At 54.6% G+C, this 24,951-nt stretch carries 21 protein-coding genes and 1 riboswitch; of the genes, 9 read left to right on the forward strand and 12 right to left on the reverse strand.

Features of this window, described 5'->3' with window-relative positions; genetic code table 11:
- Positions 1 to 306 precede the first annotated feature (306 nt).
- A riboswitch (SAM riboswitch) is annotated at positions 307 to 397 on the reverse strand.
- A 260-nt stretch (positions 398 to 657) separates the two neighbouring features.
- Entirely contained in the window at positions 658 to 936 is a 279-nt protein-coding gene (locus BXP70_RS17480; protein ID WP_179197732.1) for a hypothetical protein, read from the reverse strand.
- Positions 937 to 1,734: 798 nt separating this feature from the next.
- On the opposite strand from BXP70_RS17480, the gene BXP70_RS17485 reads away from it, so the two are divergent.
- Positions 1,735 to 1,962, forward strand: coding sequence for a hypothetical protein (locus BXP70_RS17485; RefSeq protein ID WP_143436549.1), 228 nt, complete (start codon positions 1,735 to 1,737; stop codon positions 1,960 to 1,962).
- Between the two features lie 370 nt (positions 1,963 to 2,332).
- Here the strand turns inward: BXP70_RS17485 and BXP70_RS17490 are convergent, their stop codons facing one another.
- From BXP70_RS17490 to tkt, 3 genes are all read right to left on the reverse strand, one after another.
- On the reverse strand, positions 2,333 to 3,883 hold the full coding sequence (locus tag BXP70_RS17490; RefSeq protein ID WP_086595397.1) for an alpha-N-arabinofuranosidase: 1,551 nt from the start codon (positions 3,881 to 3,883) through the stop codon (positions 2,333 to 2,335).
- A 180-nt stretch (positions 3,884 to 4,063) separates the two neighbouring features.
- Entirely contained in the window at positions 4,064 to 6,901 is a 2,838-nt protein-coding gene (locus tag BXP70_RS17495; RefSeq protein WP_086595398.1) for a bifunctional transaldolase/phosoglucose isomerase, read from the reverse strand.
- Positions 6,902 to 7,128: 227 nt separating this feature from the next.
- A complete protein-coding gene (gene tkt, locus BXP70_RS17500; RefSeq protein WP_086595399.1) occupies positions 7,129 to 9,183 on the reverse strand; it encodes a transketolase in 2,055 nt (684 codons plus the stop codon).
- 357 nt (positions 9,184 to 9,540) lie between these two features.
- Here tkt and BXP70_RS17505 point away from each other — a divergent pair, with 357 nt between their 5' ends.
- On the forward strand, positions 9,541 to 10,188 hold the full coding sequence (locus BXP70_RS17505; protein ID WP_086595400.1) for a 3'-5' exonuclease: 648 nt from the start codon (positions 9,541 to 9,543) through the stop codon (positions 10,186 to 10,188).
- Between the two features lie 109 nt (positions 10,189 to 10,297).
- Positions 10,298 to 12,205: a DUF294 nucleotidyltransferase-like domain-containing protein gene (locus BXP70_RS17510; RefSeq protein WP_086595401.1), complete on the forward strand. Its 1,908-nt coding sequence runs from the start codon at positions 10,298 to 10,300 to the stop codon at positions 12,203 to 12,205.
- A gap of 66 nt (positions 12,206 to 12,271) precedes the next feature.
- Here BXP70_RS17510 and BXP70_RS17515 read toward each other — a convergent pair whose 3' ends face one another.
- Positions 12,272 to 12,661 (reverse strand): hypothetical protein, encoded by a 390-nt coding sequence (locus tag BXP70_RS17515; protein ID WP_086595402.1) that lies wholly within the window; start codon positions 12,659 to 12,661, stop codon positions 12,272 to 12,274.
- A gap of 110 nt (positions 12,662 to 12,771) precedes the next feature.
- Positions 12,772 to 12,942: a DUF2256 domain-containing protein gene (locus BXP70_RS17520; RefSeq protein WP_086595403.1), complete on the reverse strand. Its 171-nt coding sequence runs from the start codon at positions 12,940 to 12,942 to the stop codon at positions 12,772 to 12,774.
- Between the two features lie 130 nt (positions 12,943 to 13,072).
- Between BXP70_RS17520 and BXP70_RS17525 the strand changes: the two genes are divergently transcribed.
- Positions 13,073 to 13,801, forward strand: a complete 729-nt coding sequence (locus BXP70_RS17525) for a class I SAM-dependent methyltransferase (RefSeq protein ID WP_086595404.1) — start codon at positions 13,073 to 13,075, stop codon at positions 13,799 to 13,801.
- An 86-nt stretch (positions 13,802 to 13,887) separates the two neighbouring features.
- Here the strand turns inward: BXP70_RS17525 and BXP70_RS17530 are convergent, their stop codons facing one another.
- Positions 13,888 to 15,093: an anhydro-N-acetylmuramic acid kinase gene (locus BXP70_RS17530; protein ID WP_086595405.1), complete on the reverse strand. Its 1,206-nt coding sequence runs from the start codon at positions 15,091 to 15,093 to the stop codon at positions 13,888 to 13,890.
- A gap of 263 nt (positions 15,094 to 15,356) precedes the next feature.
- Here BXP70_RS17530 and BXP70_RS17535 point away from each other — a divergent pair, with 263 nt between their 5' ends.
- On the forward strand, positions 15,357 to 15,809 hold the full coding sequence (locus BXP70_RS17535) for an acyl-CoA thioesterase (RefSeq protein WP_086595406.1): 453 nt from the start codon (positions 15,357 to 15,359) through the stop codon (positions 15,807 to 15,809).
- 62 nt (positions 15,810 to 15,871) lie between these two features.
- Here BXP70_RS17535 and BXP70_RS17540 read toward each other — a convergent pair whose 3' ends face one another.
- The 3 genes from BXP70_RS17540 to BXP70_RS17550 form a co-directional block, all read right to left on the reverse strand.
- Positions 15,872 to 16,414 carry a DinB family protein gene (locus BXP70_RS17540; protein ID WP_086595407.1) on the reverse strand — a complete coding sequence of 181 codons (543 nt, stop codon included), beginning with the start codon at positions 16,412 to 16,414 and terminating at the stop codon, positions 15,872 to 15,874.
- A 299-nt stretch (positions 16,415 to 16,713) separates the two neighbouring features.
- Positions 16,714 to 17,697, reverse strand: coding sequence for a pyruvate dehydrogenase complex E1 component subunit beta (locus BXP70_RS17545; protein WP_086595408.1), 984 nt, complete (start codon positions 17,695 to 17,697; stop codon positions 16,714 to 16,716).
- A 336-nt stretch (positions 17,698 to 18,033) separates the two neighbouring features.
- Entirely contained in the window at positions 18,034 to 19,842 is a 1,809-nt protein-coding gene (locus BXP70_RS17550) for a tetratricopeptide repeat protein (RefSeq protein WP_143436550.1), read from the reverse strand.
- A gap of 164 nt (positions 19,843 to 20,006) precedes the next feature.
- On the opposite strand from BXP70_RS17550, the gene BXP70_RS31065 reads away from it, so the two are divergent.
- Positions 20,007 to 20,225: a PspC domain-containing protein gene (locus tag BXP70_RS31065; protein WP_086595410.1), complete on the forward strand. Its 219-nt coding sequence runs from the start codon at positions 20,007 to 20,009 to the stop codon at positions 20,223 to 20,225.
- A 7-nt stretch (positions 20,226 to 20,232) separates the two neighbouring features.
- On the opposite strand, the gene BXP70_RS17560 is transcribed toward BXP70_RS31065, so the two are convergent.
- Together BXP70_RS17560 and BXP70_RS17565 are read right to left on the reverse strand one after the other, a co-directional pair.
- Entirely contained in the window at positions 20,233 to 21,321 is a 1,089-nt protein-coding gene (locus BXP70_RS17560) for a glycosyltransferase family 2 protein (RefSeq protein ID WP_245849670.1), read from the reverse strand.
- Positions 21,311 to 21,646, reverse strand: coding sequence for a YbaB/EbfC family nucleoid-associated protein (locus tag BXP70_RS17565; RefSeq protein ID WP_086595411.1), 336 nt, complete (start codon positions 21,644 to 21,646; stop codon positions 21,311 to 21,313). Before BXP70_RS17565 ends, BXP70_RS17560 begins: the two co-directional genes overlap by 11 nt.
- A gap of 833 nt (positions 21,647 to 22,479) precedes the next feature.
- Between BXP70_RS17565 and BXP70_RS17575 the strand changes: the two genes are divergently transcribed.
- The 3 genes from BXP70_RS17575 (at position 22,480) to BXP70_RS17585 (ending at position 24,926) form a co-directional block, all read left to right on the forward strand.
- Positions 22,480 to 23,292 (forward strand): alpha/beta fold hydrolase, encoded by an 813-nt coding sequence (locus tag BXP70_RS17575; RefSeq protein ID WP_086595413.1) that lies wholly within the window; start codon positions 22,480 to 22,482, stop codon positions 23,290 to 23,292.
- A 512-nt stretch (positions 23,293 to 23,804) separates the two neighbouring features.
- The gene (locus BXP70_RS17580) at positions 23,805 to 24,524 is read left to right on the forward strand and encodes a type 1 glutamine amidotransferase domain-containing protein (protein WP_086595414.1); all 720 of its coding nucleotides are present in this window, start codon (positions 23,805 to 23,807) and stop codon (positions 24,522 to 24,524) included.
- An 81-nt stretch (positions 24,525 to 24,605) separates the two neighbouring features.
- Positions 24,606 to 24,926, forward strand: coding sequence for a putative quinol monooxygenase (locus BXP70_RS17585; protein ID WP_218779809.1), 321 nt, complete (start codon positions 24,606 to 24,608; stop codon positions 24,924 to 24,926).
- Positions 24,927 to 24,951 lie beyond the last annotated feature (25 nt).

Raw genomic sequence — 24,951 nt, forward strand, 5'->3', positions numbered from 1 at the left:
AGCGCTGTACCCAATGAGTTAAATACAAAATGCGTGTGGGAAAAGCAGCACAAGAGGCTGCCAAGCAATCCTGTTTGCATGCCGAAACGGCAACCTAAGTTGTATTACCGGTGCAAAAACCAGTAAGCGCCTGGCGCAACTAACCGTGTAAATGCAAAAGGGCTTTTGCCGCTAAACAAGCAGCTAACACTCATAACAACACCGCATAAGCCCATTCATGCACATGCGACAGCAGCATGCAGAAGGCAGCTCAAGAGTAGCGGAGAGATAAGAAAATGGGTTGTGCGAGAAATTCACGGCAACTTGTTTTTATATGATCAGGACTTGGCACCGTTCTGCACTTGCAGGGGTTGCCGGCGTTTCGTCGAGCCTGTCTCTCCACGCCTCTGTATAAAAACAATCCTTTTGTCGGAAAGAATTGGTGCCCTAAAGGTAAAGGCATCCGATAGCTAAAACCAAATAGTAATTGTCAGGTAGGCGTTAAATAGAAGATAACTTGTTGAAGTTGATAAAATTAGAAATAGCTGTTGTCCGTTACAAGTGAAAAGCTAGCCTCAGTACAACGCTGCATGAAGCTAGCTTTCGGGCGGATATAATTCAGCACGTTTTCACGCTAGTGGCGACAAACTCAACTAAAAAAGAAGTAAGGCAGAAGAATTAACTATTCTTCGCAGCGTCTCCATCGCGCATTTGGTAGAGGTAATTCCACGTTTCGGAATTCACGAGCGCAGTAAATTCTGCTACATTGTCAACGGGGGTATTATACTCTTGCTCATAAAACTTCATGAGCTTTTCCGAAAGCGTATGGATGTGTTCTGGTACAGTGGCTTCCGTGACATGCGTTTCCTCTACGAGCCGTTCTAGCTCATTTAAAACAGGCGTAGGTAAACCTTTGCTCGCAAGAGAACCAGGAAAGTTTTCTATTTGGTCAGTCATGATATTGAAATAAGTTGCACAAAGCTCTACAATAGAAGTAAGTACTGCTAAACCTCCCTCTTGGTTTTTCAGTAGCTGCCAAGAATACAATGTGTACTAGGCTAAGTATAATTCAAATAGAACTATTTAGCCACTCTAACTCAATAATTAGCTACTGCTATACAGAGCATTAAGTAGTGTATTCAAGTTTGGAATGATAAGTTGTTGAACAATTATCAAATACTATCAGGGAATAGTCAGTATTACCTTATTGATGATAAATGGGTACTAACCCGGCAAAATAGCATCAGTAGTGGGTTTGTATAGTTGGAAGACGCTTAAGCTGATTGCTAACAGCAGGCCTTGACTAGCCTGAGGCAGCGTTGTAGTGTAACATTGCTGATGGGCATAACTTCTTGGCATTTATAAGCTAGGTTGTAACCATAAAGTGTTCATTGTTGATTGTAGGTTTGCTCGTAAGTAGCTGTGTATTTCTGGTAATAATAATTGCCTAATTACGGATTTTAAACAGTAAGAATAACTATCAGAGCTTTATGGTTTATTAGTAAGTTGTAGACAGAGTGTTAGTTACGGCTGAATGAGCTTTTCTATGACTGATCGGTGAAGCATTGCTTGTCTTTTTCCATTATGACTATTGGGTAAGTTGCTAGCACATTATTTGTGCGAAAATTTAGGTGAGGTATAGTAAGTATGCGGGTAGCAAGAGGGAATAATGGTTATTGTTTATTAATAAAATCTTTTTTCCTTTGCCACCGTAAATTTAATCTACTTAACCGCCAACCCTAAAAACGTACGAAAGTGGCAAATATGGATTTAAGCAAAATACAGGAAGCTATTGCAAATGCTTCTAATAATGAGCAACTGATTGGTGAGATGAGAAAGGCATACAGCAAATTACAAGCTGCCTTTGATGAATTCTCTGTTGTGTTCCAGTCGGATTATCAGCCTGCAAAAAAAGAGCGTAAGCCTCGTGCGGAAGGTGCTAAACGCCCAGGCCGTCCGAAAAAGGTTGAAAACCAAGGTTAGTCGCAATACCCTTTACAAAGAAAAACTCCTGCTCTTTCGAGCAGGAGTTTTTCTTTGTAAAGGGTATTGTCCTTGCCGTAAAAAAAGGAAGTAGATCTGTGTTATTATGCTCAAGAGTAAGCAGATGTTGTCCAGAAACCACTAGCTAGCTAGCTTCGTTATAGCTCATGATGAGCATTCTCAAACACAGAGGCAGTGAAATGCGAAAGACTTCCTGTGATTTTCTTACTTCGCATAAGGCATAGTAACTCAGGGCATACAGCAGCTCACAAGTTGGTTATTAACAAGCAGAGCATACATTTTTTGTATGCTCTGCTTTTGTGTTAAGTAGTGTGCGTCTACTAATTACCGACGCTAATAGTATGAACGCTTACTTCAAGGCCAATACCACAACAGACTGCGCGGGAATTTCGACCTCGAGCTTATTTCCGCGCTTCTTCGCACCTTTAAAAGGAGCTAGCTTCACCTTGTTTGGGTTATCGAAAGAATTATAGTCGTTGAATTTCGCTGAAGTCAGAATTTGGCCCGTGGCATTCTTCCACGTCACGCCATCGATGCCCGATTCTATCTTGATAGATTTTTTGGGATCTAGGTTTACGAGCGAAATATGCACGATGCCGTCTTTGTCTTTTGAGGCGGAAGCATTGAGCGCCTGGATTTTTTCGTTTCCTAGCACGTAGTCGGGGCTGGTAAATTTAAGGGGCAAATACTGCGCATCTTGGTGCACCTGGTAGAGGTCGAACACGTGATAGGTAGGCGTGAGCAACATCTTTTCTTTGTCGGTGAGCACCAACGATTGCAGTACGTTGATGGCTTGGGCTAGCTCGGCCATCTTTACCCGGTCGCAGTGGTTATTGAAGATGTTGAGGGTGGTCCCCGCTACCAATGCGTCGCGGAGGGTGTTTTGCTGGTAAAGGAAGGCTGGATTAGTGCCGGGCTCTACATCGGTCCACACGCCCCATTCATCTACCACCAAGGCTACTTTCTTATTGGGGTCGTACTTATCCATAATGGCCGAGTGCGCCGCCACGATTTCGTCCATTCTCAGGCAGTTTTTCACCGTGCTGAAGTAAGCCTGCTCATCGAAGCCGGTAGCCGGACCTTTCTTGCCCCAGTTGCCGGTAGGTAGTGTGTAGTAGTGCAGTGAAATGCCCCACAGCTGATCCACCGGAATCTTTTTCATGCAGACTTCCGTCCAGTTGCGGTCGTCGCCATTGGCGCCGCTGGCAATCTTGCGCAAAGGGGCGCCGGGGTAGCTTTTGGCAAACGTCGCGTATTGCTTGTACTGATCGGCGTAGAACTCTGGGGTCATGTTGCCCCCGCAGCCCCAGCTCTCATTGCCCACACCCCAGAAGCTCACCTTAAACGGATCTGGATGGCCATTCTGGGCGCGTAGCTTGGCTAGGGGAGTGTCGCCGTTTAGGTTCAGGTACTCAATCCAGTTCGACATCTCCGCTACGGTGCCGCTACCCATGTTGCCGGCTAGGTAGGGCTCGCACTTCAACATGCTGCACAGTTCCAGGAACTCGTGCGTGCCGAAGCTATTATCTTCTACCACGTCGCCCCAGGTGCCATTGAGCATCTTGGGGCGCTGATTGCGCGGGCCAATGCCGTCGCGCCAATGGTAGGTGTCGGCGAAGCAGCCGCCGGGCCAACGCAGGTTTGGGATTTTGATTTTGTTAAGTGCCTCAATGATATCGAGGCGAAGACGGTCTTTCTTTGGCACGTTCAGATTTTCATCAACCCAGAAGCCGCCGTAGATGCAACGACCTAGGTGTTCGGCGAATTGACCATAAATGTGCTTGCTAATCTGGAGTTTGGGGTCGCCCGCTTGCACGTTCATCACAATCGATTGTGCAAAGGAAGAAAAAGAAGAGGAGAGACCCAGACCAGCTACGGCGAGTAATTTTTTGAATTTCATAGGATGGGTTAGAGGGGGGAAACTGTCAGGAAATGAAAGGATGGCGCGAGGCAGCAGGCCGCAAACGTTAGCAGTGCTCGATACTCAGCAAGAGCTATCTAGATGCTGAGTGACGAGAGAAGCCAAGCAAAAAACGGCCTTGCTGACAAGTACCAGCAAGGCCGTTGATCTTACCTCGGTTTAAGCACGCGCCGCGTTCAGCGTAGCGGCTTGTAGTGCCTTAAGCAACGTATGCAGACCCGCAGAAGCATCGGCACCTAGCTGCACGTGCAGCGTGCGACGGTCGTTGTCGCGCAGGGCTACCAAGTCACCTTGGGCTTGGGCGTTCTTGAGCGTGCCAAAGGTGTAGGAGCGACCCGGCAGCGGCAAATCGTTCGGGTTATCGGCCGTGAGCTGCAAGAACAAGCCCGTGTTGGGGCCGCCTTTGTGGTACTGACCGGTCGAGTGCAGGAAGCGCGGACCGTAGCCAAACGTGGTAGCCACGTGCAAATGTTGCTGGATGTACTCGCGCAGTTGCTCCAGGGCAGTGCTCAGCGCTGGCGTCTCCGTCAGGTAGGCCTGAATAGCCACGTAGTCGCCGGGGTGTGCTTGGAAGAACTGACTCAGCAGGCTAGTTGCATCGTTGCCAGAAGCTGTAGTGAAGTACTTCACGCCATCCGCTTCGAGGGCGGGCGTTTCTTCAGGCAGGCTACCTTTTTCGGTAACTTCCTTCATCAGACGGTCGGTGGCCGTTTTGGCGGCTTGCACGTTGGGCTGGTCGAAGGGGTTGATGCCGAGCACCGCGCCTACGATGGAGGTAGCCACTTCCCAGCGGAAGAATTCCTGGCCTAGGTCGAGGGTGTCTTCCATCAGGATGGTAATAACCGGATGACCAGCAGCGGCTAAAGCTTGCAGCTTCTGCTTGTTATCTTCGTCAGCTTCGTTCTGGTAGCCCACGTACACGAACACCCGATCGTTGCCGTAGATAGCAGGCTCCGCCAGCGGCTCACCGGCTACCGGCAGAATGCCTTTGCCTTCTTTGCCGGTGCTTTCAGCCAGCAGCTGCTCCAGCCACAAACCTAGGTCGCTCAGCGACAGAGGCGTGATGAGCGTCATCTTGTCGCGGCCTTGCTGGGCCAGTACGCCCAAGGCTACCCCTAGGTCTAGGCCAGGGTTCTGCTCCGTAGCGCCGTAAGCACCGCAAGCGCGCATCATGCGGATGGCGCGCTCCAGCAGTTCGCCTACGTTCAAGCCGTAGAGCGCTGCCGGTACCAAACCGAAGTACGTAAGAGCCGAGAAACGGCCGCCAACCTCGGTGAAGTTCAGGAAGATACGACGGTAACCTAGCTCCTCAGCCGTCTTAATGAACTTCGAGCCGGGGTCGGTAATGGCAATGAAGTTTTCGCCGGCTTTGTCGCCTTTTACGGCTTTCACCTTTTCGTAGAAGTAGTCGCCAAACGCCAGCGGCTCAGCCGTGGTGCCCGATTTACTGGCCACAATGAACAGCGTCGTTTCGAGCGGCACGCTCTCTTCGATGTGGCGCACGGTACCGGGGTCGGTCGTGTCCAGGATGAGCATTTCGAGGCCGATTCCGCCTTTTTCGAACGACTTCTCAAATACGATAGGCGCCATGGTGCTGCCGCCCATGCCCATTACAACCACGTGCGTGTAGCCCGCAGCGTGCATGTCGTGGGCAAACTGCTCCAACCCTGGAGCCGCAGGTACCATTGTTTCAGCAACGCGCAACCAGCCCATGAAGCTCCGGATGCTCTCCTGCGCTTCAGCGTTTTGGGTCCACAGCGTGGCTTCCTTCTGCCAGAAACCGTCGATGAAGTTGCTCGACTGGTACTCTTGCTTCTTCGAGTCGATGGCGCTCTGGTACGGACCTAGCTGGAAATCAGCGGGAACAACTTGCTCGGCAAAAGCTACTTGGCGCTTCTTCTCCAACGACTCCATCAGCTTGCCGAAGGGGTCTTTGAACTTCTGGGCGCCTTCTACTTCGAGCTGGTTGGTCAGGGCTTCCAGGTCCAAGCCTAGCTTGGGTAGGTCTTCGAGCACCTGCTTCGCCTTGTCGAGGTTGTCTTCCAGACGCACGGCAGGGTTGCCTTTTTCGCGGAAGATGTCCAGCGTTTCGAGCGGAATAGTATTCACCGTGTGCGGCCCAATGAGGGTTTCCACGTACTTCAGGTCGTCGTATTTCGGGTTCTTGTTACCGGTGCTAGCCCACAACAGACGCTGCGAATTAGCGCCTTTGGCTTGCAAGGCTTCCCAACGCGGGCCCGAGAATATTTCCTTGTAGATCTGGTAGGCGGTTTTGGCGCTGGCAATGGCGACTTCGCCCACCAAGCCTTCGGCAATCTTGCCCTTTTCGCCACCTTCGGCCACTAGCTTATCCAGCATGGGGTCGATGAGCACGTCGATGCGGCTGAGGAAGAAGCTCGCGACCGACGCAATTTTATCGATGGGTTGACCCGCCTTTACGCGGTCTTCCATGCCTGCGATATACGCTTCGGCCACGAGGCGGTAACGCTCCAGACCAAAAATCAGCGTCACGTTCACATTGATGCCTTCCGAGATGAGGCGGCGAATAGCGGGCAGGCCTTCCAGTGTGGCTGGCACCTTGATCATCACGTTCGGACGATCAACAGCCTTCCAGAAGCGCATGCCTTCCTCGATGGTGCCCTCCGTGTCGTTCACTAGCTCGGGCGAAACCTCTAGGCTTACGTAGCCGTCGCCGGAGTTATCGTTGGAGTCATAGAGGGGGCGGAACAGGTCGCAAGCTTGCTGCACGTCGCCGATGGCGAGCGACGTGTAAATTTCTTCTGCCGACTTGTTTTGCAGCGCCAGCGAGCGGATTACGGCGTCGTAGTCGTCGCTGCCGCCGATGGCTTTCTCGAAAATAGCCGGGTTGGAAGTCACGCCGCGCAGGCTGTCCTCCTTAATGAGTTTCTGCAACTCCCCGTTGATCAGGATTTTGCGGCGAATAAAGTCCAGCCAAATGCTCTGGTTGAACTCGCGAATAGCAACTAATGGGTTCATGAAAGTGGGGTTGAAAGAACCGTTTGATGAATGGCGCGTGCTGAACAAAGGGGCCAATGCCGCCTCAAGCAGCGGAACCTAGCGGCGGTTGCAAGCTAGGTCCTGACGTCAGCAGTACGAATACGCATACGTTCTACGCGTTAATAAGAACAAGAACGCGAGGCTTTTGCTTAGTACCTAGGTGAGGTTACACACCCGGGCACCAAGCAAAAGCCTCGCGTTAGGCCTTACGAAACCACTTGCTTCTTATCTTCTTCGGCAGGCTGGTCTTGCAATACAGTGTGGGCCGTTTTCACGACGTTCTCCACCGTGAAGCCGAACTCCTCGAACAGGTGCTCCGCCGGAGCCGACTCGCCGAAGCGGTTCATGCTGATGCTCGTGCCCTCGTCGGTAGCGTACTTGGCCCAGCCGATGGGCGAACCAGCCTCAATGGTCACGCGCTTGCGTACGGAAGGCGGCAATACTTGCTCTTTGTAGGCTTTGTCTTGGTGCTCAAACAGCTCCCACGATGGCATGCTCACCACGCGGGTAGCAATGCCTTCGCTTTGCAGCGCCTTCTGCGAGGCCAACGCTAGGCTCACTTCCGAACCCGTTGCGATGAGAATCAGCTTGGGCGTGCCACCGTCGGCTTCGCTCAGGATGTACGCGCCTTTGGCTACACCTTCGCGGGCCGAGCCCATCGTGCTCTGGTCGAAGATCGGCAGTTTCTGACGCGACAGGATGAGGCAGACGGGCGACTTCGGCGTGTTCATGGCAATGCGCCAGGCTTCGGTTGTTTCGTTGGCGTCGCCGGGGCGCAGCACTACTACGTTGGGCAGGGTGCGCAATGACACGATTTGCTCGATGGGCTGGTGCGTTGGGCCGTCTTCACCGAGGCCGATGCTGTCGTGGGTGAACACGAACGTCGAAGCCGACTCGGCCAGGGCCGTGAGGCGGATAGCACCGCGCATGTAGTCGGAGAAGGTGAGGAAGGTACCGCCGTACGTACGCAGGCCGGCGTGGTGGGCAATGCCGTTCATGATACCGCCCATGGCGTGCTCGCGCACCCCAAACCAGATGTTGCTGCGCTCGTAGTGGCCAGGCTGGAATGAGTCGTCGCCCGACTTGTCCATCTCGTTCGACGAAGCTAGGTCAGCCGAGCCGCCGAACATAAACGGCACCGCTTTCTTAATGGCTACCAATGCCTTGCCCGAAGCTTGACGGGTAGCTAGCTCGCCATCGGCGGCGGTGTACACCGGCAGGTCCTTGTCCCAGCCTTCGGGCAGGTTGCCGTTGAAGGAAACGTGGAACTGGTCGGCCTCGGCCTTAAATTCCTGCTCGTACTGCTGGAACTTCGCGTCCCACTCTTTTTGCAGCTCGGCGCCTTGTTGGCCGGGGGCGCGCAGGTGCTCGTACACTTCGTCAGGCACTACGAACGTCGCCTCGGGGTCCCAGCCGTAGAACTCTTTGGTTTTCTTGACGTTGTCGGGGCCAAGTGGGCTGCCGTGCGATTTGTTGGTGCCCGCTAGCGGCGAACCGAAACCGATGATGGTTTTCACCGAAATAATCGATGGCTTATCCTTTACTTCTTGGGCCGCTTTGATAGCGGCTTCAATCTCGTCGAGGTTGTTACCGTCCAGCACGTGCTGGGTGTGCCAGCCATACGCATCGAAACGCTTCATTGCGTCTTCGGTGTAGGCTAGGCTGGTGGGGCCGTCGAGCGAGATGTTGTTGTCGTCGTAGAGGTAAATGAGCTTCCCGAGCTGCAAGTGCCCGGCCAGCGAAGCTGCTTCGGAGGCAATACCTTCCATCAGGTCGCCGTCGCTGACGATGGAGTAGGTGTAGTGGTCCTGAATGCCTTCGTAGCCGGGCTTGTTATACAGCGCAGCTAGGTGCGCTTCAGCCATTGCCATTCCCACGCCGTTGGCAAAACCCTGGCCCAGTGGGCCGGTAGTTACCTCGATGCCGGGCGTCACATTCGACTCAGGGTGACCAGGGGTACGAGCACCTGCCTGGCGGAACTGCTTCAGCTCGTCCATGCTCAGGTCGTAGCCGTAGAGGTGCAGCATGCTATACAGGAGGGCCGACCCGTGGCCGGCCGACAATACAAACCGGTCCCGGTTAGGCCATTTGGGGTCTTGTGGGTTGAAGCGCAAGAAGCGCGACCATAATACATAGGCCATTGGGGCGGCGCCCAGCGGCAGACCAGGGTGGCCCGAATTAGCCTTCTGCACCATATCGACCGACAATAGTCGGATGGTATCGACGCTAAGCTGTTCCAGGGAGGTGGTTGTTGAAGCCATGAAAAAAGGGTTGATTGAAAAGGCGTTTGGAAGACAACAAGAAAGCAGGGAAAAGTGATGTGGGACGACACAACCCGCTTGGACGCGTACGAAATGCTACGCTCTTCGGCCGAAAAACCGAATGAGGCCGGCAAAGTAGGCATTCTTGGCAAGTAGCACAACGATTAGCGGTGAAACTACACAATCGTTTGTGCCTATTTGTAGAATAAAGACGCCTTTGTGTGTTATTAGTTAAAGGAAGCTTGCAAATAGCTTTCTTGGTAGGATAATAAGTAGCAGGGGCTGTTACCTTCGCCAGCCAGAGTACTGAGTTGCTTCCTATGGGGTCATTTTAAGGGCATAGTCTAGCTTTAAGGAGTGAGAGAGTTTTTGCTATTCGTCGATACGGAAACGTCGGGGCTGCCTACCGATTGGAGCCAGCCGTACGCGGCCGAGCAAAACTGGCCTTACATTGTGCAGTTGGCCTGGGCGCTTTATACCAAGGAGGGCGAGCAGGTGAAAGCCGAGAATTACTACTTGCCGCTTCCCGACGGGGTAGCTATTAGTCCTTCTTCGGCCAAAGTTCATGGCCTAACGCCTGAGTTTCTGCAAGCGCACGGCGAAAGCAGGAGCTTGGTAATGCAGCGCTTACACGACGACCTAGCCCAGTACCAGCCCCTGGTAGTGGCGCACTTCATGGAACTCGACCTACACATGATCGGAGCGGGCTTTTATCGGGCCCACCTTGACAACCCGCTACAAAGCTTACCAACCTTTTGCACCATGAAACTGACTGAGGGGTTTGTGCGGCCAGCGCAGCAGCGCTACTTATCGCTGGGCGATTTGTACAAGCGGCTTTTCCACGAGCCCTTGCTGCACCAGCACGATGCCTGGGTAGATGCGCAAGCCGCAGCGCGCTGTTTTTTCGAGTTAATACGCAGTGGAGACATAAACGAACAAACGATTGCGCGCCAGCAGCTACCGCAAGAAATTGCGGTGCAACGTCGCCGTTGGTGGCAACTTTAGGCACTATTGCCCAGATTTGCTGGCGCATGAGCTAGGAAGCCGGCCTCAAACAACGCATTCCCGCTCGTGCCTAGCTACCTTACGCACTCCTTATTAAGATGCCCGCTCTATGAACGAGGACCGCTTAGCTTTTCTGAAAACCGTGACGCCCTTCAATGTGCTGCCCGATGATGTGCTGCGCGGCGTGGTGGACTTGCTGCAAGAGGTACGCCACCCGAAGGAGGGCGTTATTCACTTGCAGGATGAGTCGAAGATGCGGGGATTGGAAATCGTTGTGGAAGGCGAGTACGAGACGTTTTTCTACGACAGCGAACAGAACAAGCGCGTTATTGAGTACTATCGCCGGGGCTCCTGCTACGGCGGCGTATCCATTCTGCTGAACAAAAAGCGGTCTATCCGGACCGTGATTGCCAAGAAAGGCACGCTCGTGTATTTCCTGCACCGTCACGATTTCAAGGCGTTATGCCAAGCGTACGAGGCCTTTTTTCATTACTTCACGGCTCGTTATGGTCAGCGTATGCTCGACGATGAGTACGCGCACTTTGTGAAGCCCTCGCGGGCGCCGGAGGAAAATGCCATCGCGGCCGATCAGTTCTATTCGCGTCGCATCGAGGCCATTGAGTTTCGCGACTTGGTGACGTGCCCGCAGGAGGCGCCCGTGTACGAAGCCGCCCGCGCCATGGCGGAAGGCAAGACCAGCTGCTTGTTTGTGACCGATGCGCAAGCCAATATCATTGGCTACGTAACCGACATCACCCTGCGTGACAACGTGGTAGCTAGGCAGGCACCCACCGATTCGCCAGTGGCGAGTATTATGGATGCGCCGGTGGTTTCCATCGAGAGTACCGCTTACGTGTATGAGGCGCTGCTGCTGATGTTTCGGACCAAGACGCGCTACTTGCTGATCAGCCGCAACGGCGAGTACATCGGGTTTATCAGCCGCAATAAGCTGCTCAGCGACCAGGGCCAGTCGCCGTTCGTGTTCATTCAGTCGGTGCGGCAGGCGCTGTCGGTGAATGAGCTGAAGCGGCGCTGGGAAGAGGTGCCCAAAATGGTGTACCAGCTGCTGAACCGTGGCGTGCGGGCCGAAATTGTAAACCAGGTCATTACGGCCGTGGCCGATACTATTGCTCTGCGCGTGATTGAGGGCGTAGTGGTGGAGATGGGCCCCCCGCCGGCCAAGTTCGTGTTCATGGTGCTCGGTAGCGAAGGCCGCAAGGAGCAAACGCTGCTCACCGACCAAGACAACGCCATCATCTACGAAGACAAAGCCAACGAGCACCGCGAGGAGGTGCGCGAGTATTTTCTGCGCTTCGCCGAAATTATTTCTGACCGCCTCAACTCCATCGGATTTAGCTTCTGCGAGGGCGGCTACATGGCCAAAAACCCGAAGTGGACTCATTCCTTATCGCACTGGAAGCGCAACTACCAGGAGTGGATGGCCGAGTCGAACCCCGATACGGTAATGAAATTTTCGGCCTTTTTTGACTGTCGTTACCTCTACGGCGAACCTATTATCATGGCCGAGTTGAAGGAGTTCATGAATCAGGAAATGCAACGCCCTTTGGAGAGCTTCTTCTTTCACATGACCAAGAATGCTCTCCAATACGAGCCCTCCCTCACGTTCTTCCGCAACATCCGCACGTTTGCTAGGGGCAACCAGCAGGTATTCAACCTGAAGAAAACCATGACGCCCATCGTAGATTTGGTGCGTGTGTATGCGCTCAAGCACCGCATCTTCCTCACGAATACCGGCGAACGGCTGGAGGCGCTGTGGCATGAGCAGGTGTTCACCGAAAAAGAGTACCAGGAGCTGCTGCACGCGTATTATTACCTGATGGGCATGCGCCTGAAGAAACAAGCCGTGCAGATCATCAACGACCGCACCGCCCCCGATAATTACCTAGACCCCAATAAGCTGACCAAAGTAGAGCAAGTGACGCTCAAGGAAATTTTCAAAGTGATTTCCGACTTTCAAGTGCGCATCAAGGTTGGCTTCACGAAGTCGTTGTATTAAATAAAACAGGCCCCGTAGCGCAGAAAGTCGTTCCGCACTACGGGGCCTATTCTCGTCAACTGAAGCTTAGTGTACAATGCGCAGCTCGTAATCAGTGCCGCCGTCGAGGGCCTTGACGGCGAATGCGCCTACACGGCTGGGGCCGTACCCTAGGTTTACTTTCACGAACTCGTCGCGGACCGGTAGCAGCTCTAGTATTTCCTGGCGCAAGGAAGCTAGGTCTTCCTGCATATTCTGGAGTTTGAGCTGCACCTCGTCGGCTTGCTGGTCGAAGCTGCCGGTAGCGGGGCGTTGCTCGAAGGATTGCTCTGCTTCGGCCACTTCGGCATCCATTACGGGAAGGTTGCGGGCAGCGATGGTTGCTTTGCGCACTTCCTCTTCGGCTTCGAGGTAAGCCCTAACTTTTTCTTCAAGCGGAACCAAAGAAGGGTCGAGGTAGTCGAGGTTGCTGGCCATAGGGAGAGGCAAAATGAAGTAAGTAGTCAGCCCAACAACGCAAAGAAGCCCGGCAAGGATGCATCGCCCTACAGAATCAACGGTGCTTAGCGCGCTTCGGTCGTTGGGCCCTAGGCCCGGGGCTTGTTGCGCTGGCACTTTTCGCCGCAGTACTTCACCTCATCCCAGCAATTGCGCCACTTCTTGCGGTAGGCAAACGGCCGGCCGCAGGTCAGGCAAACCTTGGTGGGTAGGGTCGTTTTGGTAAAGCGGGGTGTGCCGTCTGACTTGGCGTGGGGCATACGAGAGCGGGGTAAGTCGGAGGGCTGCGGTTCTGAATGGATGTGCGTACGAGGTATCGTTGAAAACAGCTCGGCTCACGTATTAGTTACAAATGCCTAGCCGCCGGCTACGTCCACTTATCTTTGCCTCATGCCACACTCACCTATTTTCGATCCACTAGGCCAAGCACTGCTTGCGTACCAGCACGGCGACAAGCGCGCTACCGTTACGGTGCATTCCAGCGTAACGGAAGACGATAACCTGCCCGCCAGCTACTTATTTCGCACGCTTTGGGAGATGCCCGAGCTGGAGCGCACAGCCTTAGAAGAGTGCCGCGGCCGCATTTTGGATGCCGGTGCCGGCGCCGGTTCCCACGCACTAGAGCTGCAAGGCCGCGGCTTCGAGGTGAAAGCCATCGATGTATCGCCGGGGGCGGTGGCAGTGATGCAGGCGCGAGGCGTGCGCGAAGTAGCCCGCCACGACATTTTTGATGCTCCCGCCTCCGCCGAGCATTTCGACACCATCCTGATGCTTATGAACGGCCTAGGTCTGGTCGGGACGCTGGAAGGCTTGGAGAAGTTTCTGATCCATGCCCGTGGCTTGTTGGCGCCCGGCGGGCAGATTCTGGCTACTTCTTCTGACATCAGCTACCTCTACGAAGACGAAGAAGGTGCTTTGGTGCTCAACCTCAATGGCCCGTATTACGGGGAGGTAGACTACACCATGACGTACAAGGACGAAACCGGACCTAGCTTTCCATGGCTGTTCGCCGACCCCACCATCTTGCAGGATTACGCCGAAGCGGCCGGCTACGAAGTGGAATTTGTAGACGAAGATGACCAGCAACAATACCTAGCTCGCCTAACGCTACGCAGCTAAGTGGCTTCGTTAGAGCAGCTGCGTAGCGGAGTAACGGCGCAAGCCGTTGAACGATTGACTCCGCTACTCCGCTACGCAGCTGCTTTTCACTGTGCAAACGAAATCTTGCCCATCGACACCGCGGGGCTACCCGGCTGGCTAGGTTGCGCGGCCGGATTGCCGACTAAGCACTCATTGGCCAGCGTAGCAAATAGCACCGCTTCTTTCGCGTCGGGGTGGATACCTAGGTCGGCCGTAGTGCCAAAGGCGAAGCGCGGCAGTCGTTTGCGCAAAGTGTTCATCAGGACGGTGTTGTATGTGCCGCCCCCGCTGGCGTAAATAGCTAGATTCGCGGCCGGCAGCGTCGGGGCACACCGCTCGATGGCTTGGATAATTCCTTCGGCGCTGAACTGCGTGAGGGTGGCAAGCAAATCGAAAGGGGAGAGGTCGGTGGTTTGGGTACGTTGCTGGGCGGCTGCTACGTAGGCCATGCTGAACAGCTCCGGTCCAGTCGTTTTGGGGAAGTCGGCCGCAAAGAATGGATTAGCGAGCAAATCGGCCAGCAAGGCTTCGTGCACGTGGCCTTGGGCTGCTAGGTCGCCGTTTGCATCAAAGCTCTTTTCGGGAAAAAAATGTCGGGTGAAAGCGTCAAGCAACGTATTGCCGGTGCCTACATCGGTAGCAAATACCTTGGACGTATCAAGCGAGCCGGGTAAATAGGTGAAATTGGCAATGCCGCCCATATTCAATAAGATGCGGTCTTCACCGGCTTTCGAAAGCAATAAGTAGTCGCCGTAGGCAGCTAGCGGAGCACCTTCGCCACCTGCGGCAATGTGTTTTTGGCGAAAGTCGCTGATCGTCAAAATACCAGAGCGCACCGCCACGTGGTCGCCGTCGCCGATTTGCAACGTGGCGTTCGGAAAGCTAGGGTGACCGTGCTGGCGCTGGGGCGCATGAAAAACCGTTTGACCGTGGCTGGCAATGCAGTCCACTTCGGTAGGCGATAGTTGCCATTCGCGCAAGCAGGCGAGTACCATATCAGCGTGCAGCAATCCAATCCACGGATTCAGCAAACACAAGTGCTCGAAGTCAATTTCTGATTTCGCGAATACGCGGCGAATTTCTGTTTTTACCTCTTCCGTGTAAGGCACCGTGGTAAACTGCGCTACCTGCACCTGCGTGGTGGTCCCACTACCTCGAAAGTGACACAGTGCCACATCCAGTCCATCGAGCGACGTGCCCGACATAAGACCGATGATAGAGCGCACCGGCTTCTGCGCAATAGCAAATAGGTGATGCAGGTTGGGATTCATAACGACAGCAAGACAATGAGCCGTCAAGTTGCAAAAGAGAACCCCGATTTTGTAAACTGCGGCTACATTTAAGTGCTAGATCAATTGTGCGTTTTGGGCACGAGCGGCGTAGCTAGGCTGCTTTGAAGAGTGTATTGAGTATACCAAAGTCAGATCCAAGTAATAAAAGAGCACAAAACAGTACATGGTATAAGCAGGCACATTGGTTCCTAACTAGTTGGCCGACTGATCTATGCTAATTAATTAACTCCTTTCTTTTCTGAATGCAGCCAGAACCTTTCGAGAGAATATATACCGCACGCTGGGCCGATATGGACCCGAACGTGCATATGCGTCACTCTGCCTATACAGACTACGCCGCGCAACTTCGCCTAGAGTACCTAGCCGAGCACGGCTTTCCCATGCAGACGTTCGCCAAGCTAGCTATTGGCCCTATCCTGTTTCGCGAGGACACGCGATTCCTGAAGGAAATTGGCTTGAGTGAAGTGATCCGGGTGAGAGGGGAGCTGGCTGGGCTCAGCGAAGACGGCTCACGGTGGCGCATCGTGCACACCATCTTCAAGGCCGACGGACGGCCAGCCGCTACTATCACCGTCGACGGCGCCTGGATGGATCTGCGCCTGCGTAAACTAACGCTGCCACCCGCCGAGCTAACAGAAGCCATGAAGCAGCTGCCGCGTCACGAGACGTACGCGGATATTGTAAAGAATAGCTGAATGACGCAGTAGCTTAGAACGAGTTGTAATAGCCCCCCGCACTTCTCAGCTACTGCTCGTTCTTATATGCTTTGCAACGCCCGCGTAATGCGCTCCAACTGCCGTTGGTGGCGTAGCACATGGTCGACCATGAAGTCGAGGGTTTGATAGATGTTGAGCATGCCAGAGCGCGGGTGCCGGAAAATAGCTCGGTTCAGCAGCTTCGACGGAAATTCATTCAGGAGTTGCTCTAGGCGGCGTCGCACGCTGGCCCACTCCATTTGGAGCTGGCTGATGGCCGGTATTTCAGTAGGCATCATCTGGGCCAGCCGTTTCGGTGCTTTGAAGCGGAGAAAAGGAATGCGCATCAGCGTGCGAAGTAAACTAAAGCGCAAAAAGGCCCCAAGGCCAGCGTGCGCGTGTCCTTCTTCTTGCAGTACTTTCTTCTCTAGATATTGCTCGATACTGGTTTCAGCTAGCACCAAGTGCTGCACTACCTGCGCCGCCGACCACTGGTTGGGTCCTGGTGTTTGATGGTCTTTATCTCCGAGCGCGGCGGCCGTCTGAAGTAGGTGTGTAGTAGCTCGTTCGAGCTGTTCGAAACGGATGTGCAAGCGGTGATTCATGGGTGCAGGGCGGAGTAGGGTGGGAGAGGAGTAACTCGACCGTTTGTACTTGAACGTGTCAATAAGCTTTTTGGCTGAGCTTCGTATGGCATGCTTCGCGCCAAACTGGAATCTTGCGTTTGGTATAGCTTAGCGCCGGATTATGGTTGAGATTTTTTGGGCGTCAGGAGACAATAGTTACACGTAGAATTTCTACGCCTGTCGTCCTTTTTAGCCTCTGCTAAACAACGCCACAGCCCAAAATAAAAGAGCCGCCCCAAATAGGAGCGGCTCTTTTACAAAACATACAAAGCCTAAACCTAGGCTTTCTGATACAATACACCCTTCACGGCTTTCACAGTGCGAGCTACGTTGGGCAGCGACGCTTCGATGAGGGTAGGTGCGTAGGGCAGCGGCACGTCGGCGCAAGTGATACGCTCTACGGGCGCATCGAGGTAATCGAAAGCACGGCGCTGAACGATATAACCTAGCTCCGAGCTAATGCTAGCTAGTGGCCACGCTTCTTCCACAATCACCATGCGGTTGGTTTTCTTCACCGACTCCACCAGCGTGTCGTAGTCGATGGGACGCACCGAGCGCAGGTCGATTACTTCGGCTTCGATGCCTTCTTTGGCTAGCTCGTCGGCAGCAGCATACACCACTTTCATCATTTTGCCAAAGCTCACCAGCGTTACGTCTTTGCCTTGGCGCACCACGTTGGCTTTGCCAATTTCGAGCAAGTACTCTTCTTCTGGCACTTCGCCTTTGTCGCCGTACATCAGCTCCGACTCCATGAAGATCACCGGATCAGGGTCGCGGATGGCGCTCTTGAGCAGACCTTTTGCGTCGTACGGGTTGGAGGGAACAACTACTTTCAGACCGGGGCAGTTGGCGTACCAGTTCTCAAAGTTCTGGGAGTGCTGCGAGCTGAGCATACCCGCGTTGCCGGTTGGGCCGCGGAATACGATGGGGCAGGAGTACTGGCCGCCCGACATGGAATAGATCTTCGCAGCCGCGTTGATTACCTGGTCGATGGCTACCAACGAGAAGTTGAAGGTCATGAACTCGATAACCGGAATCAAGCCGTTCATGGCCGCGCCCACGCCGATACCTGCGAAGCCTAGCTCCGCAATCGGGGTGTCAATTACGCGCTTCGCGCCGAACTCGTCGAGCATGCCCTGGCTTACTTTGTAGGCGCCGTTGTACTCGGCCACTTCTTCGCCCATCAGGAAAATGCGCTCATCGCGCCGCATTTCTTCGGACAGGGCTTCACGCAAGGCTTCCCGGAATTGGATGGTCCGCATAGGTATTGGTTGACAGAGAAATCGATAAACTCAGAAAGAAGAAAAGCCGGCGCAAACCGGCCCGTAAAGCTACAACGCTTGGCCCGGATGGGCAAACCCTCCTTTCAGAACGTCGTGGTTGCAAAACGAAACCACTGAGAGTAAGCGCCCTTGTTTGCCCAGCCGGATTTACACGTTGTTGTGAGGAGGGGCTGCGGGGGCTGGCTGAAGCTAGGATGCATTCTAGCGATGTGTATGGCCGCGCCACAAGGGGCTGCAAGTTCCTAATTCTGATAATCAAACTATAAACACGACCTAGCCTAGGTGCACTCAGCTGGAGAAAATCAGGAACTCGCCTTACCGCAAGGCTTCCAAAAACGTCTTACCCCCTGCATATTCCCGGAACTCTAGATCCTCTACGGCGCGATTGGCGAAGCTCCGGTCTAGCTCCACGGCGTGGCGGAGCTGCTGACCCAATAACGTCTCGTTCTTGGTGCGAGCCGCCACCACAGCCTGACAGTAGTAGGAGAGGGCATCGTTGGGCTTGAGCTGCAAGGCCTCGTAATAGAGCACCGTGGCGCCGGCGTGGTCGCCTTTTAGCAGGTGCACCAGTGCCCGGTTCATGAGGTTCTGGTAGGTTTTGTTGCTGTAGCTGAGGCTACTCAGGGCATCGTCTAGCTGGCCGATTTCTATTTCGAGGGCGGCTTTGTCAGCGAATACTTTGTAGAGCACGCGGCGCGGCCCCCCTAGCTTGATGGCGTAGTCGTAGTTCTGCAGGGCTTCGAGTTGGTCGCCGGCGCGGTGGTAGGCATTGGCAGCGCGGTAGAACACGGCGGCTGTGGGGTTGCGGTGGGCGGCCAGCACAAAGTTGGTGGCGGCACGGCGCAGATAGGCGCGCTCTACTTTAGGATTTACTTCCTTCTCGGAGCGCTGCTGTAGCACGACCCCTAGGTTATAATATGCTTCCCAGCGGCCCGTCGTCGCTACGGAGGTTTCGTAGATGCGCTGCTTCTCGGCCAGCAGTGGCGTAAGTTGGGCCGAGTAGCGCAATTCCTCGGGGGTAAGGGCGTCGGCTTCAGTCTGCTTTTCTACAATCTTTTTGGAAAGCAGATAAATCTCCGAGTCGTAGCGTTTGGGGGCAGTGTATTTCACCGCCACTGTGCCGAAGCGCATCACCGGGTAGATGTACTGCTCCAGGTAGTCGTAGAAAGAAAGGGTACGCAGCTGCCGTTCTTTTTGGGCGAAAGTGCCGGGCGTATCGTTGATGAGGTACAGCACCGAATCAATCTGATCGGGCTTCAGGGCCGAGGCCTGCACTTTATTCAGAAACAAGTCCCAGCGCCGGTGATAAGCTGCGGTTTCAAACTTGATGCTGCGCACCGAGTTCAGATAGGAGTAGCCATCCACGCGCTTCTTGTAGTAACGCAGCAGAGCCTGCACGCGCTTGTCGGACAGGCGCGGGTCGCGCATATCAAGAGAGTCGGGTGAGTGACCGGCCACCACCATCACCTTCTCGGTGTGCTGGTTGGCATCGATAAAGTCTTCCAAGGCGGCCACATTAGTACCTAGGTAGTTGCGGATAGCTGACTGCCCTGCATCGAAGAAAAACGGCAGCACGCGGGTGCCACTCATGACGTTGCTGACGCTAATCGGGATGATCTGGATGGTCGTATCCTGGCGCACCACTAGGCGCCCCGTCGTCACGATGCCGCGGGCCAGAGTGATTTCCGGCGCCCGACGGCGCTGGCTTTCATTGCCTAGCTTATACACTTCGGGCGTCGCCACGAGCAGGCCCGGACTTTTCGCTGGCAGGTAAGGAAAAGAAAATTGCTTGGTGATAACGAGCTGATTCTTGTGGTCGGGGTCGTACACGTACTCGCCGGAAAGGAAGGCCATGCGGCCCACGGTGTCTTCGTTCAGGCCATTATTATAGCGGTAACGCAGATTGAGGCGGTACGCCTGGCCACGATGCAAGTGCTTGACGGGCACGCGCGCCGTTACTTCAAACAGCACGTTCTCGCCGTTGCTATCCAGCACCGTCGGTTGGACGCTTACTTGGCGGCCCGCCTCCGCAACCTTGAGCATGTGCGGCAACGTACAACTCGTAAGCGTACTAGAAGCGAAGAGAACCAGCGCCGAAGACCACCGGCACAAAACAATTTTCATAGGTAACAAACAGGCGAGCGGCGCGGAATATCGGAAGAACAAACGCAAAGCTGCGTTCCAAAAGGGAAAATTAGCGTGATTTGCTGCTGATGTGCTTGTGAGCTGCTAGGTTTTGTTTTATTTTAAGGTGCTTGAATTGAGCTAATTATCTGGAAAGGAGAAATATGAAGCGGATAACTGATTTCATCGAGAAGCAGAGTTTTGGCGTCTGCGATACTCTGGGAAACCGGTTGGGGTTCTCCTCTAGCAGCGTGCGGCTCTCCTTTATTTATGCCTCTTTCTTCACGTTCGGCTCACCTGTGGTGCTGTACTTCGCACTGGCGTTCTGGCTGAACGTGCGCCGGGCCATGCGTCGGCAGCGCAACACCGTCTGGGATTTGTAAGGAGTCGTTAGCGGTTGGCCCCTGGCTGTTGACTTTGTTTAGCCAACGCTGACGGGATGCCCAATGCAGGGAAAGTATGCTTGCCTTGCACAAAATACGCCCATACAAGGCTACCTGGGTAAGTGCCCGGCCGCTCGGTCACGCCCAACATAGGATGCGCTTGTTGGCGGCGCTGTTTCCAATACAATCGATGGTGCAGAAAGTCGCGGTGGGCGCGCAAGATGGCGCGGGCATCGGCTGTGGCGCCTTGGGCCAGAAAGCGGACTGCCGCTACCCAATCTAGCGCCACACGGGTAATCAGCACGCGCGCTAACTCGGACTTCGGCAGATTCTTATACACCAGCGCTAGTCCATTGCGGAAGTTGAGATAGGTTTTGCGTGGGTTCGATTTGGGCAGGGTGCCCCCCCCCACGTGGTACACCGTGCTGCCGCCCTGGTACCACACCTCGTAGCCCGCATTCCAGAAGCGCCAGCATAGGTCGATTTCTTCCATATGGGCAAAAAATGCCTTTTCTAAACCGCCCAGCGCGTGCCAGGCTGCCGCGCGAACTACCATGCATGCGCCTGTCGCCCAAGCTACCGGCTGGGCGTCGTCGTACTGGCCAGTGTCGGGTTCGAGCGTGTCGAAGAGGCGGCCACGGCAGAAAGGGTACCCAAGCTTATCGAGGTAGCCCCCACCGGCGCCGGCGTACTCAAACTTGGCTGGCTCGGCATACGACCGTATCTTAGGCTGGCAGGCGGCTAGGTGCGGGCGCTCGGCGAAAAGCGCCCGCAGGGGCTGAAGCCAGCCAGGCGTCACGGCCACGTCTGAATTAAGCAGCACATAGTAAGCCGCATCCACCTGACGCAGCGCGTGGTTGTAACCTTCGCAGAAACCTAGGTTTTCGGCATGTTGAATTAGCTCGACGCCGGGAAACTCACGTCGCAGCACGCCCACCGAGTCATCCGTCGACGCATTATCGGCGACGATGACGCGGGCGCCGTCGGCATAAGCAAGCACGGAAGGCAGGAACTGCCGCAGCAGCTCCTGTCCATTCCAATTCATAATGACAATGGCAACGTCGGTGCAGTCCACCGCGCCGGTATTAGAGGCCAAAGCTACCTAGGTCGAGGCCCGGTAGGTTGGGCATCAGGCCGGCGGTTTTGCTTTTCATGGCTTCACGGGCTTTCTCACCGGCTTCCTGGGTGGCTTTGTTGACGGCGGCCACGACCAAGTCAGCGAGCATGTCGCGGTCTTGGGGCGTGAGCAACGAATCGTCGATTTCGAGCTTCAGCAGGCGCCGCTCGCCGTTGGCCGTGGCTTTCACCAAGCCGCCGCCCGACTCAGCCGTGGCGGTAATGTATTGCATTTCGCTCTGGGCCTGCTGCATTTTCTCTTGCAGCTCTTTCACCTTGCCCATCATGCCCATCATATCAAACATAAGTCAAAATACTGCCCTAGCAGCGTTTAAATGAGGTTTTGGAACTTAATGCTAACACGTAAACCGTACAGCCGTGTCTTGCATGAAAATAGCCTGTCAATCCCACTACAATGGCGAGACTATCTTATTTCCTTAGAAAGAGCGGTGAAACGGATCATATTGTCTGTGTTAGCCCATCTCACAAAGGTAGCGACTTCCCGCTCTCAACTGAGGTCAAGACTTTGCCTAAATACTTTGATCCAGTTACAGGCAAGATCAGCGATAAGGCAGCTGGATACTTACTTCTGAATGGGTGAGCAACGTGGAATAGGCCTGATAGAACTGCCGGCAGAGCTTGAGCGTAGTGAGCCACAGGTGCGTACGCTGCGCGCCAATGCAGGCAGCAACTGCTCGCCCCGTAGCTAGCACGATCCTGCACTGCGGTTCATATTCTTCAAGATAGACCCCGATAAAGCCAATGGCGTGCTGTGAGTCAGTAGTTGATTTGCTTTTGCCATGGCTAGCGTTTCCCAGTAGAACCGATAAAGTAAACAACTGTGATGGGAGCTGTACCCGAACTGATGGACAGTGTTCAAGTAAAAAACTTGACAGCTTTTCCGAAGCAAGACAGCTGCGAGCACCAGGCACCATAAAGGACTGCTAGCCCTCCTTCGTTGGGTAAATTACCCAAAAAAGATACCCGTTCCGCCAGGGGTACTCTCCTTTTCTGGAAGCACACTCCTAACGCGCCATGTGACATGCATCACAGGCATTTTGTGACCTAGCTCCTTCGCGGCCCTGCACCGAAGGGCCACCTTTGCATAGCCAGTTAGGCACTTCTACTCCTCAACCCTATGCTTGCTTTCCCCCAAATCGCACTAGCAGCACTTGCTGCTCTACCACTAACGCTGTCTGTCCTAAATCCGGCTGCCGCACCATCCGTAGCAACCATCACCGCACCGCCCGCAGGCACCGGTGTTAAGAACATCGTGCTAGTCCACGGGGCCTTTGCTGACGGCTCTAGCTGGGCTAAAGTTATTCCCCTGCTGGAAGCCAAGGGCTACCACGTAACGGCGGTGCAGAACCCACTTACTTCGCTGGCTGATGATGTGGCAGCAACCAAGCGCACCATCGCGTTGCAAAATGGCCCGGTGCTTCTTGTCGGGCACTCGTGGGGCGGCTCCGTCATCACCGAAGCCGGCAACGACGCGCAGGTGGCCGGCCTGGTCTACGTAGCCGCCGCTGCTCCCGAGGCCGGCCAAACCTTCGTCGATATGACTCAAGCCGCAGCGCCTCCACTTGGGGCCAATTCCTTTAAGCCCGATGCAGCCGGCTTTTTGAGCCTCACGCACGAAGGAACCCTAAACGATTTCGCCCAGGACCTGCCGCTAGCTGAAAGGGAACTCATCTACGCCACGCAAGGACCGTGGGCTAGCTCTGCCCCGACGAAAGACAAAATTTCGACGCCGGCCTGGAAAACCAAGCCTTCTTGGTACATCGTCGCCAGTGAGGACCACATGATCAACCCCGACCTAGAGCGCATGCTGGCCAAGCGCATCAACGCCACCACGTTGGTGCTCAAAAGTAGCCATGTGCCTATGCTCTCGCAGCCGGCCAAAGTAGCCGCCTTTATCAGTGAAGCAGCCGAAAAAGTGGTCGTCAAATAAGCTGGCTTATTCCTGCCCAACGCGCAACCAACTGGCCTGCTACCTACTGATTAAGTCATTTATCTGGCAGTGATAATAGCCAGCCCGCACCTCCGCTACACCGGGTCGCCACCTAGCACGCCGGGCACCGACGCAGCCCCGGTTCTCAGGACGCACGCGGCCCGTGGGTGTGACCTACATCACAGTCCTTTTGTGATTTGCCTCCTTCGTCAGCCCTAAGCAAGCGCCCAACTTTGTCTTATCAACCAGCAACAAGGGCCGCTGTCTTTCCTTCCGAAAAGCCTAGCTCAGCGGTCGAGCCGGGCTGGCGATTTGGTTTCCATTCTGGCAAAGGTTGTTCCCCTAGCTTCCGAGAAGACACTTATTGCCTGAGTAGTATCTCAACCCCTTTCAGGTGTTATGAGAGACTTTTCCAAGATCCTCCTGCTCTTGGCCGCCATTGGCCTATTAGGGCAAGCATCGTTCACGCACAAACAAGTAAGAAATTAACTACTCTTCATTCCCTACATCAGATGAAACACATTCTTTTTATCGTCACCAACACGGCCGAAATTGGCCCCAAAAACCGCAAAACCGGCTACTTTTTTCCGGAAGTGGCTCATCCGTACCACGAGTTCATCGCACAAGGCTACACCGTCGATTTTGCGACGCTTAAGGGCGGAACGCCTCCCGCCGACGGCTACGACGCCAGCGACCCACTACAGAAGGAATTTTTGGATGGCAAAGGCTTTGCGCGTCTCAACAACAGCCAAAAGCTGAGCGAAGTAGACGCGAGCCGCTACGATGCAGTGTTCATTCCCGGCGGGCTAGGTCCGATGGTAGACCTTGCCCAGGACCCCTTGGTGAAAAAAACGGTGGTGGAAGTTTATGAGCGCGGCCAAGTGCTGGGGGCCGTGTGCCATGGCCCTGTGGCCCTGCTCCATGCGAAACTCTCCAACGGCAACTACCTAGTCGACGGCAAGAAGATTTCTGCCTTCACGGACGAGGAAGAAAAAGGCTACGCCATTGAAGACGTACCGTTCTTGTTGGAAACAGCCCTTCGGGAACAAGGCGCGGCCTTCACCGACGTAACGCCCTGGCAACCCCTGAGCGTGGTCGACGGCCGGCTAGTAACCGGCCAAAATCCAGCCTCGGCGTCGGCTGTGGCCCTCGATATGATCAAGCTGCTGGAAGCAAATCCGACGACGGCTCCCGCCAGCAAGGCGCAAACGGCTGTTTCCGCAAATAACTAACCTAGGTACGACGGAAGGAGTGCCGTTTGCTAAGAAGGGCGCTCCTTCGTCTTTATTCAGTAAAATCACATGCTCAAGCACATGGAAGAGAATAAAGTGTTTTTGATGGTTAAGTGGCAGGTTCAGCCGGGGCAGGAAGAAGCGGTTCGCCAAGCCCTCACGCAACTCGTGGCGCATAGCCGGACCGAGCCAGGCTGCCTCTATTATCAGCCCCACGTCAGTACCGCGCAGCCGGACCTAATCTACCTCTACGAAGTATACGCCAGCCCCGCCGCGGCAACAGCCCACCGGGAAACGGAGTATTTCCAACAGATTGTGCTGCAAACCATCGTTCCGCTGCTGCTCTCCCGCGAAGTAGTAGCTGTCAACCCCCTAGCTGAAGTAGTCAATTCCCGCTTTTAAGCAGGTCTTTTCAGGCGGCGGGTTG

Origin of the sequence: Hymenobacter crusticola (genome assembly GCF_002154225.1) — a bacterium.
GTDB classification, from domain to species: Bacteria; Bacteroidota; Bacteroidia; order Cytophagales; family Hymenobacteraceae; genus Hymenobacter; species Hymenobacter crusticola.